12 protein-coding genes and 2 pseudogenes are annotated in these 14825 nt (G+C 73.9%); 9 read left to right on the top strand and 5 right to left on the bottom strand.

Annotated features, from left to right (window positions below; all coding sequences use genetic code 11):
- Window positions 1-2: 2 nt before the first annotated feature.
- Both BX283_RS23000 and BX283_RS23005 read left to right on the top strand, forming a co-directional pair.
- Window positions 3-989: an ABC transporter substrate-binding protein gene (locus BX283_RS23000; RefSeq protein ID WP_101389415.1), complete on the top strand. Its 987-nt coding sequence runs from the start codon at window positions 3-5 to the stop codon at window positions 987-989.
- A gap of 130 nt (window positions 990-1119) precedes the next feature.
- Complete coding sequence (locus tag BX283_RS23005) at window positions 1120-2154, top strand: hypothetical protein (protein WP_101389416.1); 1035 nt, start codon at window positions 1120-1122, stop codon at window positions 2152-2154.
- A gap of 73 nt (window positions 2155-2227) precedes the next feature.
- Here the strand turns inward: BX283_RS23005 and BX283_RS23010 are convergent, their stop codons facing one another.
- Window positions 2228-3370, bottom strand: coding sequence for an NADH-quinone oxidoreductase subunit D (locus BX283_RS23010; protein ID WP_101389417.1), 1143 nt, complete (start codon window positions 3368-3370; stop codon window positions 2228-2230).
- Window positions 3371-3798: 428 nt separating this feature from the next.
- Window positions 3799-4782, bottom strand: coding sequence for an SAM-dependent methyltransferase (locus BX283_RS23015; protein ID WP_101389418.1), 984 nt, complete (start codon window positions 4780-4782; stop codon window positions 3799-3801).
- A gap of 104 nt (window positions 4783-4886) precedes the next feature.
- Between BX283_RS23015 and BX283_RS23020 the strand changes: the two genes are divergently transcribed.
- Together BX283_RS23020 and BX283_RS23025 are read left to right on the top strand one after the other, a co-directional pair.
- A complete protein-coding gene (locus tag BX283_RS23020) occupies window positions 4887-6104 on the top strand; it encodes a sensor histidine kinase (RefSeq protein ID WP_101389419.1) in 1218 nt (405 codons plus the stop codon).
- A 48-nt stretch (window positions 6105-6152) separates the two neighbouring features.
- On the top strand, window positions 6153-6824 hold the full coding sequence (locus tag BX283_RS23025) for a response regulator transcription factor (RefSeq protein ID WP_101389420.1): 672 nt from the start codon (window positions 6153-6155) through the stop codon (window positions 6822-6824).
- A 67-nt stretch (window positions 6825-6891) separates the two neighbouring features.
- Here BX283_RS23025 and BX283_RS23030 read toward each other — a convergent pair whose 3' ends face one another.
- Window positions 6892-7206: a helix-turn-helix transcriptional regulator gene (locus BX283_RS23030; RefSeq protein ID WP_101389421.1), complete on the bottom strand. Its 315-nt coding sequence runs from the start codon at window positions 7204-7206 to the stop codon at window positions 6892-6894.
- 121 nt (window positions 7207-7327) lie between these two features.
- On the opposite strand from BX283_RS23030, the gene BX283_RS23035 reads away from it, so the two are divergent.
- Window positions 7328-8305 carry a zinc-binding dehydrogenase gene (locus BX283_RS23035; protein ID WP_101389422.1) on the top strand — a complete coding sequence of 326 codons (978 nt, stop codon included), beginning with the start codon at window positions 7328-7330 and terminating at the stop codon, window positions 8303-8305.
- 178 nt (window positions 8306-8483) lie between these two features.
- Here BX283_RS23035 and BX283_RS23040 read toward each other — a convergent pair.
- Window positions 8484-9571, bottom strand: a pseudogene (locus BX283_RS23040) (DUF5937 family protein).
- A gap of 98 nt (window positions 9572-9669) precedes the next feature.
- On the opposite strand from BX283_RS23040, the gene BX283_RS23045 reads away from it, so the two are divergent.
- The gene (locus BX283_RS23045; protein ID WP_101389423.1) at window positions 9670-9894 is read left to right on the top strand and encodes a hypothetical protein; all 225 of its coding nucleotides are present in this window, start codon (window positions 9670-9672) and stop codon (window positions 9892-9894) included.
- A 61-nt stretch (window positions 9895-9955) separates the two neighbouring features.
- Here BX283_RS23045 and BX283_RS23050 read toward each other — a convergent pair whose 3' ends face one another.
- Window positions 9956-11119: a low specificity L-threonine aldolase gene (locus BX283_RS23050; protein WP_101389424.1), complete on the bottom strand. Its 1164-nt coding sequence runs from the start codon at window positions 11117-11119 to the stop codon at window positions 9956-9958.
- A 117-nt stretch (window positions 11120-11236) separates the two neighbouring features.
- Here BX283_RS23050 and BX283_RS23055 point away from each other — a divergent pair, with 117 nt between their 5' ends.
- From BX283_RS23055 to BX283_RS23065, 3 genes and pseudogenes are all read left to right on the top strand, one after another.
- The gene (locus BX283_RS23055; RefSeq protein ID WP_101389425.1) at window positions 11237-12136 is read left to right on the top strand and encodes a Rossmann-like and DUF2520 domain-containing protein; all 900 of its coding nucleotides are present in this window, start codon (window positions 11237-11239) and stop codon (window positions 12134-12136) included.
- Window positions 12133-13119: a pantoate--beta-alanine ligase gene (gene panC / locus BX283_RS23060; RefSeq protein ID WP_101389426.1), complete on the top strand. Its 987-nt coding sequence runs from the start codon at window positions 12133-12135 to the stop codon at window positions 13117-13119. Before BX283_RS23055 ends, panC begins: the two co-directional genes overlap by 4 nt.
- Window positions 13116-14825 (top strand): annotated as a pseudogene (locus BX283_RS23065) (L-aspartate oxidase); the annotation flags it as partial. The gene panC and the pseudogene BX283_RS23065, both read left to right, overlap by 4 nt.

A 14825-nucleotide genomic window follows, 5' to 3' on the forward strand; every position in this document is an offset into this window, starting at 1 on the left:
TCATGAGCAAGATCCTGCGCACGGCCGGTGCGGTACTGGGCACGCTGGCGCTGGCCGGGTCGCTGGCCGCGTGCGGCGGCGACAGCCTGGAGAAGGACAAGGACAAGGGCAGTACGGGCGGCGCGAGTAGCGGCGGGGGCGGCAAGAAGGGCTCGCTGACCGTCGGCGCCGCCGGCTTCACCGAGTCCGCCGTCCTCGCCGAGCTCTACTCCCAGGTGCTGCGCGACGCCGGATACGGCACCTCGGTCACCACGGTGAAGAACCGCGAGCTGTATGAACCCGCCCTGGAGAAGGGCGAGATCGACATCGTTCCGGAATACGCGGCTACGCTTACCGAATTCCTCAACGCCAAGGTGAACGGCGAGAAGGCGAAGGACAAGCCGCTCGCCTCCAGCGACGCGGCGGCGACCGTCGCCGAGCTCACCAAGCTCGCCTCCCCGCGCGGTCTCAAGGTGCTCCCGGCGGGCGCGGCGGTCGATCAGAACGCGTTCGCGGTGACCAAGGAATTCGCCACCAAGAACAACCTCAAGAGCCTTTCGGATCTGGGGAAGTCGAAGGTCAAGGTCAAGATCGCGGCGGGCGACGAGTGCACGGTCCGCCCCTTCTGCGCCCCGGGCCTGAAGTCCAAGTACGGCATCGAGGTCGGCGGAATCGACCCCAAGGGCGTCGGCACCCCGCAGGCCAAGCAGGCGGTCAAGGACGGCGTCGACCAGCTGGTGCTGACCACCACGACCGACGCCACGCTCGACCAGTACGGCCTGGTGCTCCTGGAGGACGACAAGAAGCTCCAGAACGCGGACAACGTCCTTCCCGTGGTCAATGCGAAGGAAGCGGGCGCCCCGGAGATAGCCGACGCGCTCGCCAAGCTCACCAAGACGCTGACGACCGCTGATCTCGTCGAACTTAACCGCAAGGTGGACGCGGAGCGGGCGAAGGCGGCCGACGTCGCGAAGGACTATCTCCAGTCGAAGGGACTGATCAAGAAGTAGCGAAAACGGGGCCGCGGGACGGGCTCGCGAACGGGGTGCGGACGGGCTCGTAGAAGACGGTTGCGAGAAGATTCGGGAGATTGGCGGGCTGGGGCTCCATTGCGCGTCTACGCACGGTAAATTTCAGGCCATGCCACGTGGACGCCACCGCCATTCCCCTCCTCTGCACAGGCTCCTCTCGCCGTCGGCCGTCGCCGGCGCCGCTGTCTTCTGCGCCGGTGGCGCCTGGCTGTTCGATCAGCCCCTGGCACTGCGGGGCCTGGCCGCGGCCGCCGCGGTGGCCGCCGTCACCGGCTCGGTGCTGATGCGCGGCTGGGACCGGGCGGCGGGTCGCCGGGTCGCCGAGCTGACCCGTTCGCGCGCCGCCGACCAGTGGCGCACCGAGGAGCGGATCGCCGAACTGGAGGCGGACCTGGAGGAGTCGCGCGAGCTGCGCGGCCGCCTGGACGCCAAGCTCCGTGCCAAGCGCATGGAGCTGGCCGGGCTGCGCGGCGAGCACGCGGCCCTGCTGCGGCGGTACGCGACGGCGGAGACCGAGCGGGCCAGCGCCCTGGAGGGCCGCCGCCAACTCGCCCTGGAGGCCCACGCGCCCAAGGCGCTGCCCACCGCGGCCAGTACGCCGACGCCGGCCGCCTATGCGGCGGCCTCCAAGGCGCTGGAGAACCTGCCGTACGCACGGCGTGCGCAGGAGGCGCGCAGCGCGGCGGCGCGGGCGGCCGAGGCCCGGGCCGCGGCGCCCAAGGCCCCCAAGAGCGTGCTTCCGTCGCCCGCCGCCCCAGCGGACCGGGAGGCGGACGAGCCGCAGGGGAAGCGCTCGGCGGCCGCCGGGAGCGGGGAGCACGTCCGCCCGTCGTCCGCCGCTCTTCCCGCGCTGCCCGCGGCCCCGAAGCCGGTCGCGGCGGCGGTGGTTCCGTACGTCGCCCGCCCCGCCGTACGGCCCGAGGGCAGCTTCGACTTCTTCGGCACCGCGGCCGAGAAGGAGGCGGTCGAGGCCGCGATAGAGGCGGCCGCCGAGGAGGACCTGGCCGACGTGGTCGGCGAGGAGGTCCTGGCCGAGCGGCCGCACAGCGGCCCCGAGCGGGTCGTGGGCAAGGTCATCGACCTGACCGCGCACGACGAGACGGAGCAGCTGGACGTGGCGGTGCTGCGGACGGCGATCTCGTAACGCGCAGGCGGTACGAGGAAGGGCCCCGGTGCTTGCCGCCGGGGCCCTTCCGTATGTCGGCTGTCGGCTGGGGCTACTTGTCGATGTCGCCCACGACGAAGAAGAGCGAGCCCAGGATGGCGACCATGTCGGCGACCAGCGTGCCCGGGAGGAGCTCGGTGAGGGCCTGGATGTTGTTGTACGAGGCCGAGCGGAGCTTGAGCCGGTACGGGGTCTTCTCGCCCTTGCTGACCAGGTAGTACCCGTTGATGCCCAGCGGGTTCTCGGTCCAGGCGTAGGTGTGGCCCTCGGGGGCCTTCAGGACCTTGGGGAGGCGCTGGTTGATGGGGCCGGGCGGCAGCTCGGCGAGCCGGTCGAGGCAGGCGTCGGCGAGTTCGAGGGCGTTGTGCGTCTGCTCCAGGAGCACCTCGAAGCGGGCCAGGCAGTCGCCCTCGGTGCGGGTGACGACCCGCAGGGTGTCCTGGAGTTCGCCGTACGCGAGGTACGGCTCGTCGCGGCGCAGGTCGAAGTCGACGCCGGAGCCGCGGGCGATGGGGCCGCTGACGCCGTACGCGTGCACGGCCTCCTGGGACAGGACGCCGACGCCGCGGGTGCGGCCGCGGAAGATCTCGTTGCCGAGGACGAGCCGGTCGTACACGTCCATCCGCGAGTTGGCGGCGGCGACGGCCTCCCGGACGCGGCCCAGCCAGCCGAGCGGGAGGTCCTCCTTGAGGCCGCCGACGCGGTTGAACATGTAGTGCATGCGTCCGCCGGAGACCTCCTCCATCACGTGCTGGAGCTCTTCGCGCTCGCGGAAGGCGTGGAAGATCGGGGTGATTCCGCCCAGTTCGAGGGGGTACGAGCCGAGGAACATCAGGTGGTTGAGCGCGCGGTTCAGCTCGGCGAGGAGCGTGCGGGTCCAGACGGCGCGCTCGGGGACCTCCATGCCGAGCATGCGCTCGACGGCCATGACGACGCCGAGCTCGTTGGAGAACGCGGAGAGCCAGTCGTGGCGGTTGGCGAGCATGACGATCTGGCGGTAGTCGCGCGCCTCGAAGAGCTTCTCGGCGCCGCGGTGCATGTACCCGACGACCGGTTCGGCGTGCTGGATGCGCTCGCCGTCGAGGACGAGGCGGAGGCGGAGCACGCCGTGGGTGGAGGGGTGCTGGGGGCCGATGTTGAGCACCATGTCGGTGCTCTCCGCCGCGCCGCCGATGCCGACCGTGGTCTCCGTCATGGGCGACAGTATCCCCGGCCGGGGGGTGTTTTCCCCACCCCGCCCCTTCACCTGGACCCTCCGGGGGTGGGTGGGCGGCTGAGGCGGGTCTCCCGGGGCTGCGCCCCCGGCCCCCGTTGCGGGGCTGCGCCCCGGGGCCCCGTTCGTCTGCGGGCCGTCTGTGGCTGGTCGCGCAGTTCCCCGCGCCCCTGGGTAGTCCGCCGCCGCCGGGGAACCCAGCTCAGCCACAGTCCTTCAGGGGCGCGGGGAACTGCGCGAGCAGCCGGCCACAACCCGCAGACGAACGAGGGTTTTCAGGGGCGCGGGGAACTGCGCGACCAGCCCCCACCGCCCCGCAGGCAAAGAACCCGCCGCGGCTGAGGGCTTTAGGGAAGGGGCGGGGTGGGGGAATCCGGCGCGCAGCCACAGACGGCCCGCGGACTCACCCGTCACACCCCCACCCGCTCCCGCAGCCACAAGAAGTCCCCAAGCCCACCCCGAGCCGTCAGCTCCGCCGCCTCCCCCGCCCGCGCCAGCGCCCGGACGTACGACGCCGGATCCGTCGTCGCCAGGGACAGCGGCGGACGGGCGCCCGAGACGCCGAGCGCGGCGAGCGCCTCGCGCTGGGGGACCAGGTCGGCGTGCGGCCCCGCGCACGCGTCCAGGGCCACATGGGACGTGATGTCGCACGTGCCGTCGGGGACGGGCGGCACCTCGCGGCCCGCTCGGAACCCCGTCAGGCTGCCGTACCGGGGCCGCGCGGACGCCACATGGCCGTAGTCCACCGCGACCGCGAGCCCCGCCGACAGCGTCGACACCACCCCCGCCCACGCCGCGTCCCGCGTACGCCCGATCTCCGCCCGCTCGCCAGGCTCCCGCAGCGGCCACCACCGCTCCAGCCAGCGCGCGTCCTCGCCGGAGACGGGGGCGCCCAGGCGCTCGGTGCCGTCGGGGCGGACCAGGACCTCGCGTGGGACGCCGTCCGCGTCGGCCTCGGCCACGTCCGCCGGAACGTTGTCCAGCCACTCGTTGGCGAACAGGAGGCCCCGCACGCCCGCCGGAGGATCGGCGAGCCAGGTCACCTGCCCGTCCAGCCCCGGCGGACGCGCCGCGCGCTCCACCGCGTACGCCCTTACGGGGAATCCGGCGGGCAGCGCCGCCAGTACGCCCGTCACGAGCTCCCCGCGCCCCGCGCCCATGTCGACGAAAGCGACCTCGCCGCCGCCGAGCTCCTCCGCCACCTCCTGAAGGAGCCGCGCCACGGCATGTGCGAAGAGCGGTGAGGCGTGGACGGAGGTACGGAAGTGGCCCGCGGGGCCCTCGGGGCGGAGGTAGAAGCCGCCGGGACCGTACAGGGCCCGTTCGGTCGCCGCCCGCCAGCCGGACCATGGCTGCGAACCCCTCGCCGTGTCGTCCCTCACCTCGTGATTCACAGCAGAAGGCTAGGCTCCCTCCACCTTGGGGAGTACGCCCCGGCGACCCGGATCGACCCTCCGGTTGACCCTTGCACCGATCCGACGTCCCTACGCTGGGTTACGTGCAGCGCCTCTACGACTTCATCCGCAGACACCCGACCGCGGTCGACACCCTCTGGGCCGTCTTCCTCCTCGGGATCTCCGGCATGTCGCTCGTCTCCGGCGGCGTCGGCCACGGCTCGACGGCGGCCGCCCTCCTGATCGTGATCGGACTGAGCGTCGTCGTGGCGCTGCGCCGCCGCGCACCCGAGAAGATGGTGGTGCTCGCGGCCCTGATGGGGCTGGCCCAGCTCGCCCTGAACGTCAGTCCGAACGTGTCGGACTTCGCCATGCTGGTCGCGATCTACACCGCCGCCGCCGTCGGCGAGCGCTGGGCCTCGCGGTTCGCCCTGGTGGGCTCGCTGCTCGCGGCTGTGATCGCGAGGGTGCGCTGGCCGGGCTACAGCGACAACGGCGACGGCAACGGCGTGAGCCCGGGGCAGACCGTCTTCTTCGTCGTCGTGATGACCGTCCCGTTCATCCTCGCCTGGGTCCTCGGCGACTCGATGCGCACCCGCCGGGCGTACTTCGCCCAGCTGGAGGAGCGCGCCGCCCGCCTGGAGAAGGAGCGCGAGGCGCAGGCGAAGGTCGCCGTCGCCGCCGAGCGCGCCCGGATCGCCCGCGAGCTGCACGACGTCGTCGCCCACAACGTCTCGGTGATGGTGGTCCAGGCGGACGGCGCCGCGTATGTGATGGAGAGCGCGCCCGACCAGGCGAAGATCGCCCTGGAGACCATCTCGATGACCGGCCGCCAGGCGCTCGCCGAGATGCGCCGCCTGCTCGGCGTGCTGCGCACCGGCGAGCACCGGGAGGCGGGGGAGTATGTGCCGCAGCCGGACGTCGAGCAGATCGAGGAGCTGGTCGAGCAGGTGCGTACGGCCGGGCTGACCGTGGACTTCAAGATCGAGGGCACCCCGCGCCCGCTGCCCAGCGGCGTCGAGCTCACCGCGTACCGGATCGTGCAGGAGGCGCTGACCAACACGCGCAAGCACGGCGGCCCGGAGGCGGGCGCCAGCGTCCGCCTGGTCTACTTCGACGACGGTCTCGGCCTGCTGGTCGAGGACGACGGGCGGGGCGCGGCGCACGAGATGTACGAGGACGGCGGCGCCGACGGCCAGGGGCACGGCCTGATCGGCATGCGCGAGCGCGTCGGCATGGTCGGCGGCACCCTGGACGCGGGGCCGCGCCCGGGCGGCGGCTTCCGCATCAGCGCCCTGCTGCCGCTGAAGCCCGCCCACTAGGTTTCCCGTACGCATGAATTTTCGTACGTCGTGAGGGAAGAGGGACCGATGACGATCCGCGTGATGCTCGTCGACGACCAGGTGCTGCTGCGCACCGGCTTCCGGATGGTGCTCGCCGCCCAGCCGGACATGGAGGTCGTCGCGGAGGCGGGCGACGGCGCGGAGGCGATCGAGATCCTCCGCGCGACCGCCGTGGACGTGGTGCTGATGGACGTGCGCATGCCCAGGCTCGACGGGGTGGAGGCGACGCGCCGGATCTGCTCGGCCGAGACGCACCCCAAGGTGCTGATCCTCACCACCTTCGACCTGGACGAGTACGCGTTCTCCGGTCTGAAGGCGGGTGCCAGCGGCTTCATGCTGAAGGACGTGCCGCCGGGCGAACTGCTGGGCGCCATCCGCTCGGTGCACAGCGGCGACGCGGTCGTGGCGCCGTCCACCACCCGGCGGCTGCTCGACCGGTTCGCCCCGATGCTGCCGACGACCGGCAAGGAGCAGGGCCCCGGCGGCGCCATGGACAAGCTGACCGAGCGCGAGCGCGAGGTCATGCTGCTGGTCGCGCAGGGCCTCTCGAATGGCGAGATCGCGGCGCGTCTGGTCCTCTCGGAGGCCACCGTGAAGACCCACGTCGGCCGGATCCTGACGAAGCTGGGGCTGCGGGACCGGGTGCAGGTGGTCGTTCTCGCGTACGAGTCGGGGCTGGTGCGGGCCGGCGGGCTTTAGCGCCCGTCCGGCGGGTCCGGTCGGCTTCGGCTCGGGGCCGCCCGGTCCCGGTGCCGGTGCGCGGCCCTCAGTCGCCGCGCAGGACCAGTGCGAGCAGGCCGGGGAAGCGCTCGTCGAACTCCTCGCGGCGCAGGCGGTTGACCCGCTTGGGCCCGTCGTCGCGCTGCTCGACGAGACCGGCCGCGCGCAGCACCGAGAAGTGGTGGCTCAGCGCCGCCTTGCGTACGGGCACGTCGAACGAGCCGCAGCTGCGCGTCCACTCCCGCGATGCGGCGAGCTCGCGCACGAGCTGGAGACGGACCGGGTCGCCGAGCGCGTCCAGGGCCGTGATCAGGGGGACCTTGTCGGGGTGGGTGTGTTCGGGTGCCGCGCGATGGGTCATCGGTGTCCTTCCTCTGGGCCGGGCCCGGCGGTGCGCCCTTGCCGACTGTTCGATGAGGGTCGTACACTCCCGAGTGTTCGACTTTCATTGAACACTTTAGGTGTCGAGGGGGACCCACGTCATGCGTGCGATTCAGGTCAGCGAGCTGGGCGGTCCGGAAGTACTGCGGCTGGTGGAGACCGAGGTGCCCCGGCCCGGCCCCGGCGAGGTCACCATCGACGTCGCCTACGCCGGGGTCAACTTCGCCGAGGTGAAGGCCCGTTCGGAGGGGTACCGGGTGCGCTCGCTGCCGTTCGTGCCGGGCCTTGAGGTCTCCGGGCGGGTACGGGAGCTCGGCGCGGGCGTCGAAGGGCTCGCGGTCGGGCAGGAGGTCGCGGCGATGGCGGAGGGCGGCGGCTACGCGGACGTCACCGTCGTCTCCGCCGCCGCCGTCTTCCCGGTGCCCGACGGCGTCGGCCTGCGCACCGCCGCCACGCTCCCCACGGTCCTGCCGACCGCGCACGCCCTCGTCCACGAGGTGGGCCGGCTCCAGCCCGGCGAGAGCGTCCTGGTCCAGGGCGCGGCGGGCGGCGTCGGCACGGTCGTCGGCCAGCTCGCCCGGCTCGCGGGCGCGGGCGCGGTCTACGGCGTGGTGTCCAGCGAGGCCAAGGCCGCGTACGCGCGCGAGCACGGGTACGACGACGCGTTCCTCACCGCCTCCTTCGCCCAGGACGTACGCCGGGCGACCGGCGGCCGGGGCGTGGACCTGGTCCTGGACCCGGTCGGCGGCGAGACACTGCGTCAGGGGCTGGACGCGCTGGCCCTGTTCGGCCGCCTGATCTCGTACGGGAACGCGGGCGGCGAGACCCCCTGGCAGGTCGGCCAGCCCGAGCTCTACCCGGGGGCACGCTCGGTGGCAGGCTTCTCCATCCTGGGCCTGGCGTCCGGCGCCCCGGACGCACTGCGGGAGTTGGCGGCCCGGGCGTTCGCGTTCGCGGCGGACGGACGGGTGGAGCTGCCCGTCACGGCTGAGTTCCCCTTGGAGGACGCGGCCGCGGCCCACCGCCTGATGGAGGGCCGCACGTCTACGGGGAAGCTGCTGCTGCGGGTTACTGGCTGACGGGTGGGCCGTGTTTGTCTGCGGGCCGGTGGTGGGTTGCTCGCGCAGTTCCCCGCGCCCCTGGATGCACCCCTGCGGGGCGCCCACGGGGGTGCCGCGCAGCGGCATTTAAGGGGCGCGGGGAACTGCGCGACCAGCCCACCACCGGCCCGCAGACGAACGACAACCCCACCCGTCCTCAGCGAAGCACTCCCTCCAAAAAGTCGCTCCCCAGCCGAGCCACCACCGCCACATCCAACTGATGCAGCACATACCGCCCCCGCCGCTGCGTCGTAAGCAGCCCCGCCTTCTTCAGCACAGAAAGATGCCGAGACACCTCCGGCGCGGAAATCCCGTACGCGTCGGCCAACTCGCTCGTCGTATACGCCCCCCGCGCCAGACTCCGGCACAACCGCATCCGCATAGGGTGCGCGACCGCCTCCAGCCGTGCCTTCACCACGTCGACCGGCGCCGCGCCCCCCAACTCGCCCGTAGGGACCGGGTACTGGACCACCGGCTGCCACCCCGGCGCGTGCAGCGCGAACAGGTGCGGCCAGCCGAACGCGGTGGGGATGAACGTCAGCCCCGTGCCCGCCGCGCTCGTACGCCCGTGGGTCAGCTTGTCCACGACGACGCGGCTGCCCCGTTCGTCCTGTTCCAGGGCGACCGCGGGGGACACCGCCGCGACCGCCTCCGCCAGGCCCTTGCGCTTCAGGAGCTCCGTCTTGTGCCGGGCGTCGGCGGCCAGCTGGACCCGGACGCGCTGCCAGGTCTCCCCGAAGAACGCGGCGTCGCAGTCCTCGAACAGCCTGCGTATCCACGCGCGCGCCCCCGGCGGGTCCAGCAGCATCCGCTTCACGAAGGCGGCCTGGCGGGGGCCGCGCGCGGCGGCCAGGTCCAGGGCGCGGTCCCGCATCCGCGCGTCGACCAGCGGGGACGGCGCCCCCGCGTTGTAGAGGCTCGCGCAGGAGATCTCCAGCGCCGCCGCCACGTACTTCTCGTCGTCCATCCGGTCGAGGTCGTCCAGCTCCTCGGCCAGCGTCTCGCGGGGCGCGGCGGCAGCAGGATGTCCGAGCGGGTGGACCGCCACAGGAAGTCCGCCTCGTGCAGCCGGTCGGCCAGCTCCGGCTTGAGCCCGGCCGCCGTGGTGATGGTCCAGCCGTGCAGCCGGGCGTGGTGCGCGGGCTCGGAGAGCGCGTGCAGGGCGGCGCCCAGCTCGGCCAGCGGAGAGGGCCCGAAGGCGATCCGCTCCCGCGGCAGTCCCGTGATGTCGATGCACACGCTCATGCGCCCATGGTGCACCGCCCCACTGACAGCGCCCCCGTCATTTGACGCCCCTGGTCAATCGGCGCGACGGACGGCCGAGACCGGCGCAGCCTGGATGCATGGACGCCATCCAGCAGCACATGCTCGACACCTACCGCGCGGCCCGCCTCCAGGAGCCGCCGCCCCCGCTGCCGGGCACGCACGACGTGCGCACCCTGCGCGAACTGCGTGACTACCGCCGCTTCGAAGCGGTCCTCTCCGGCCGTCTCGCGGAGGGCCGGCTGCGCGCCGCCCTGACCCGCCTCCTCGCCCCGCTCCGCCACCGGCCTCCGGCCTGCCGCTGACCCGGCGGACAGGCGGACCGGCGGACAGCTCTGGGCCGGTCTCCGTGGCCGGCGACAGGCCCTAGCCCAGCCTCCGTACGAACTCCGCCACCGCGTCCCGTAGGTCCTCCGCCGACCACCGCAGGCCCGGCCCCGCCACCGTCATCTCGGTGTACGAGAGCCCGGGCGGGCCCGCGGGCGCCGGGAACCAGCGGCGGAAGAGGGCCACGCCGGTCTCCTCGGCCTGGCCGACCGCGGCCTCCGTCAGGGCGTCCGCGTCGTAGGGCAGCCACACGTGGAACTGGTGGGTGTGCGGGACCTCCGGGTTGACCCGGAACCACGCCACGCCCGCCTTGGTGAACCCCTCCGCCAGCGCCCCGGCCACCACGCGCGCGTGGGCGACGTACGACGGCAGCTCGGGCAGCACCCGGTCGAGCCCGACCAGCGCGGACAGGGCCGCCGGATACTGCTGGAAGAGCTGGCCCCCGTAGCGGTGGCGCCAGGTCCGGGCCTCCTCGATCAGGGATTCGGGGCCGGCCAGCGCCGCGCCCGACATGCCCTCCAGCGTCTTGTAGTACGACACGTAGACGCTGTCCGCGAGCCGCGCGATCTCCTGGAGCGGCCGGTCGAAGTGCACGGCGCACTCCCACAGCCGCGCGCCGTCGAAGTGCACCACCGCGTCCCGCTCCCGGGCCGCCTCCACCACGGCGGTCAGCTCGTCCCAGGTGGGCAGGGTGAACCCGGCGTCGCGCAGCGGCAGTTCCAGCATCAGCGCGCCGAACGGCTCCTCGAAGTCCCGTACCTCCTCGGCCGTGGGCAGCCGGGGCGCGGTCGTCGGGTGGACCGTGCGCAGCCCGCTCACCGCGCCGAAGGCGCCCCGCTCGTGCACCTCGGGGTGGGCCAGCGGGTGCAGCGCCACCGTGCTGTCGCCGGTGCGCCCGGCCCAGCAGCGCAGGGCGACCTGCTGGGCCATGGTGCCGGTCGGGAAGTAGGCGGCCGCCGGGAAGCCCAGCAGGTCGGCGGTGCGCCGCTCCAGCTCGGCGACCGGCCCGTCGCCGTAGAAGTCCGGGGACTCGGCCATGTCGTAGACCGTGTGCGCCTCGGCCGCCAGCGCCGTCAGCCGCTCGCCCATGTCCATGTCGCCCGGCGCCCGCCACAGGGTCCGCTCCGCGTTGCGCCAGGCCGCCAGCCTGCGTACGCGCTGGTCCTGCTCGGACCGGTCGTTCTCGCCCGCCTCGTTCGTCATGATCAGATCATCGCCCACAGCCTGTGGACAGCCACGGAGGTCTGTCGAAACCTGGGCGTAGCATGACGGGGAAATCGTCCGGTACCCCCCGCGGACTGGAACGGAAGGCCCCGCCGCGTGAACGCACAACCAGAAACCCGCCCAGCCCGCCTGACCGTCGGAGTCGTCGGCGCCGGCCGGGTCGGCCCCGCCCTCGCCGCCGCGCTGAAGCTCGCCGGGCACCGCCCGGTGGCGGTCTCCGGCGTGTCGGACGCCTCCGTGCGCCGCGCCGCCGCCCTGCTGCCGGACGTGCCCCTGGTGCCGCCCGCCGAGGTGCTGGCCGCCGCCGACCTGGTGCTGCTCACCGTCCCCGACGACGCCCTGCCGGGCCTGGTGGAGGGCCTCGCCGAGACCGGCGCGATCCGCCCGGGCCAACTGCTCGTGCACACCTCCGGGCGGTACGGGACGGACGTGCTCGCGCCCGCCACGCGCGCGGGGGCGCTGCCGCTGGCCCTGCACCCCGCGATGACGTTCACCGGGACCGCCGTCGACGTCCAGCGCCTGGCCGGATGCTCGTTCGGCGTCACCGCGCCCGAGGAGCTGCGGCTCGCCGCGGAGGCCCTGGTCATCGAGATGGGCGGCGAGCCCGAGTGGATCGAGGAGCAGAACCGGCCGCTCTACCACGCGGCCCTCGCCCTCGGCGCGAACCACCTGGTCACCCTGGTGGCCCAGTCCATGGAGCTGCTGCGCCTCGCGGGCGTCGCAGCCCCCGACCGGATGCTCGGCCCGCTCCTGGGCGCGGCCCTCGACAACGCGCTGCGCTCCGGCGACGCGGCCCTGACCGGCCCCGTCGCGCGCGGTGACGCGGGCACGGTCGCGGCGCACGTCGCCGAGCTGCGCAAGCACGCCCCCGGCACCGTCGCCGGATACCTCGCCATGGCCCGTACGACCGCCGACCGGGCGCTCGCCCACGGCCTGCTGAAGCCCGAGCTCGCCGAGGACCTGCTGGGCGTGCTCGCGGACGGAGAGAACCGATGACCCTTCTGGTCCGCACCGCCGCGGAGCTGGCCGCCCTGGAGCGCACCGGCCGCCGCGCCGTCGTCATGACGATGGGCGCCCTGCACGAGGGGCACGCCACCTTGGTGCGCACCGCGCGCGAGAGCGTCGGCCCCGGCGGCCAGGTCGTCGTCACGGTCTTCGTGAACCCGCTGCAGTTCGGCGCGGGCGAGGACCTCGACCGCTATCCGCGCACCCTGGACGCCGACGTCGAGCTGGCCGGACAGGCGGGCGCCGACGCCGTGTTCGCGCCCTCCGTGGACGAGGTCTACCCCGGCGGCGAGCCGCAGGTGCGCATCACCGCGGGCCCGATGGGCGAGCGCCTCGAAGGCGCGTCCCGCCCCGGCCACTTCGACGGCATGCTCACCGTCGTCGCCAAGCTGCTCCACCTCACCGCCCCCGACCTCGCGCTGTTCGGGCAGAAGGACGCCCAGCAGCTCGCCCTGATCCGGCGCATGGCGCGCGACCTCAACTTCCCCGTGGAGATCGTCGGCGTGCCCACGGTCCGCGAGGCCGACGGGCTCGCCCTCTCCAGCCGCAACCGCTACCTCTCGCCCGCCGACCGCACCACCGCGCTCGCGCTGTCGCGGGCGCTGTTCGCGGCCCGCGACCGGCTGACCGCCGAGCACGCGCTCCACGCGCGCGCCGCGGCCACCCACGCCTCCTCCGGGCGTGCCCTGGCGCTGTCCCGGATCGGCGAGGCCCGCGCGGCCGCCGACGCGTACGCGGTGGAGGCGGCCGGCCCGTCCCCCGCGGTCGTGCGCGCCGCCGCCCAGAGCGTCCTGGACGAGGCCGCCAAGGCGGAGCCGCCGCTGGCCCTGGACTACCTGGCGCTGGTCGACCCGGCGACGTTCGACGAGGCCGGGGACGGCTTCGCCGGTGAGGCGGTCCTCGCGGTCGCCGCGCGCGTCGGCACCACCCGCCTGATCGACAACATCCCGCTGAACTTCGGAGCCCCCGCATGACCAGGACGACGGACGGTCCGGCCAGGACCGGCATACGACTGGACGCGCCCGCCCCGGGCTGGGCCATCGACGCGGACGTCGTGGTCGTCGGCTCGGGCGTGGCGGGCCTGACCGCGGCCCTGCGCTGCACCGCCGCCGGGCTCACCACCGTGGTGGTGACCAAGGCGCGGCTCGACGACGGCTCGACGCGCTGGGCGCAGGGCGGCATCGCGGCGGCCCTCGGCGAGGGCGACACCCCCGCACAGCACCTGGACGACACGCTGGTGGCGGGCGCGGGCCTGTGTGACGAGAACGCGGTGCGCCTGCTGGTCACCGAGGGCCCGGACGCGGTGCGGCGGCTGATCGCCACCGGCGCCCACTTCGACACCGACGACTCCGGCGCCATCTCGCTGACCCGCGAGGGCGGCCACCACCGCCGCCGCATCGCCCACGCGGGCGGCGACGCCACCGGCGCCGAGATCTCCCGCGCACTGGTCGAGGCGGTCCGCGAGCAGGCCGTACGGACCATCGAGAACGCGCTCGTACTGGACCTGCTGAGGGACGACGACGGGCGTACGGCGGGCATCACCCTGCACGTCATGGGCGAGGGCCAGCACGACGGCGTGGGGGCCGTCCACGCCCCCGCCGTGGTGCTCGCCACCGGCGGCATGGGCCAGGTCTTCTCGGCCACCACCAATCCGCCGGTCTCCACCGGCGACGGCGTCGCCCTGGCGCTGCGGGCCGGCGCCGAGATCTCCGACCTGGAGTTCGTCCAGTTCCACCCCACCGTGCTGTTCCTCGGCGCCGACTCCGAGGGCCAGCAGCCGCTGGTCTCCGAGGCGGTACGGGGAGAGGGCGCCCATCTCGTCGACGCCTCCGGGACGCGCTTCATGCTCGGGCAGCACGAGCTTGCCGAGCTGGCGCCGCGCGACATCGTCGCCAAGGCGATCACCCGCCAGATGCAGCTGCGGGGCACCGAGAACATGTACCTGGACGCGCGGCACTTCGGCGCCGAGATGTGGGAACAGCGCTTCCCCACCATCCTGGCCGCCTGCCGCGCCCACGGCATCGACCCGGTCACCGAGCCGATCCCGGTCGCCCCGGCCGCCCACTACGCCTCCGGCGGCGTGCGCACCGACCTGCACGGCCGCACCACGGTCCCGGGGCTGTACGCGTGCGGCGAGGTCGCCTGCACCGGCGTCCACGGCGCCAACCGGCTCGCCTCCAACTCCCTCCTGGAGGGCCTGGTCTTCGCCGAGCGCATCGCGGCGGACATCGCGGCGGGCGGCCACGCGCGCGTGGACAGCGCCCCCGGGGAGGTCCCCGAATCCGCGCCCACCTGCCCGCTGCTCGCCCCCGAGGCCCGCATCCAGATCCAGCGGATCATGACCAACGGCGCGGGCGTGCTGCGCTCCGCCGACAGCCTCGCCGAGGCCGCCGCCCGCCTGGAGGCGATCCGGGCCGACGCCGACGGGGCCGACGAGCGCAAGGCCGCCGAGCCCGGCGTGGACGCGTGGGAGACCACCAACCTGCTGCTCGTCGCGCGCGTACTGGTCGCCGCCGCGGCCGCCCGCGAGGAGACCCGCGGCTGCCACTGGCGCGAGGACCGGCCCGACCGCGACGACCAGGACTGGCACCGCCACCTCGTCGTACGGGTGACGCCGGACCGTACGCTCGACGTCCGCCGTACCGATTCCGCAGACTTCCCCCGACAGTCGCCGACGCCC

This window comes from Streptomyces sp. TLI_146, assembly GCF_002846415.1.
Lineage (GTDB): Bacteria > Actinomycetota > Actinomycetes > Streptomycetales > Streptomycetaceae > Streptomyces.

Bases quoted from the DNA above. Each gene is read 5' to 3' on its own strand.
- BX283_RS23000 (WP_101389415.1), top strand. From the start codon at position 3: ATGAGCAAGATCCTGCGCACGGCCGGTGCGGTACTGGGCACGCTGGCG.
- BX283_RS23005 (WP_101389416.1), top strand. From the start codon at position 1,120: ATGCCACGTGGACGCCACCGCCATTCCCCTCCTCTGCACAGGCTCCTC.
- panC (WP_101389426.1), top strand. From the start codon at position 12,133: ATGACCCTTCTGGTCCGCACCGCCGCGGAGCTGGCCGCCCTGGAGCGC.
- BX283_RS23010 (WP_101389417.1), bottom strand. From the start codon at position 3,370: ATGACGGAGACCACGGTCGGCATCGGCGGCGCGGCGGAGAGCACCGAC.
- BX283_RS23050 (WP_101389424.1), bottom strand. From the start codon at position 11,119: ATGACGAACGAGGCGGGCGAGAACGACCGGTCCGAGCAGGACCAGCGC.
- BX283_RS23030 (WP_101389421.1), bottom strand. From the start codon at position 7,206: ATGACCCATCGCGCGGCACCCGAACACACCCACCCCGACAAGGTCCCC.
- BX283_RS23025 (WP_101389420.1), top strand. From the start codon at position 6,153: ATGACGATCCGCGTGATGCTCGTCGACGACCAGGTGCTGCTGCGCACC.
- BX283_RS23045 (WP_101389423.1), top strand. From the start codon at position 9,670: ATGGACGCCATCCAGCAGCACATGCTCGACACCTACCGCGCGGCCCGC.
- BX283_RS23035 (WP_101389422.1), top strand. From the start codon at position 7,328: ATGCGTGCGATTCAGGTCAGCGAGCTGGGCGGTCCGGAAGTACTGCGG.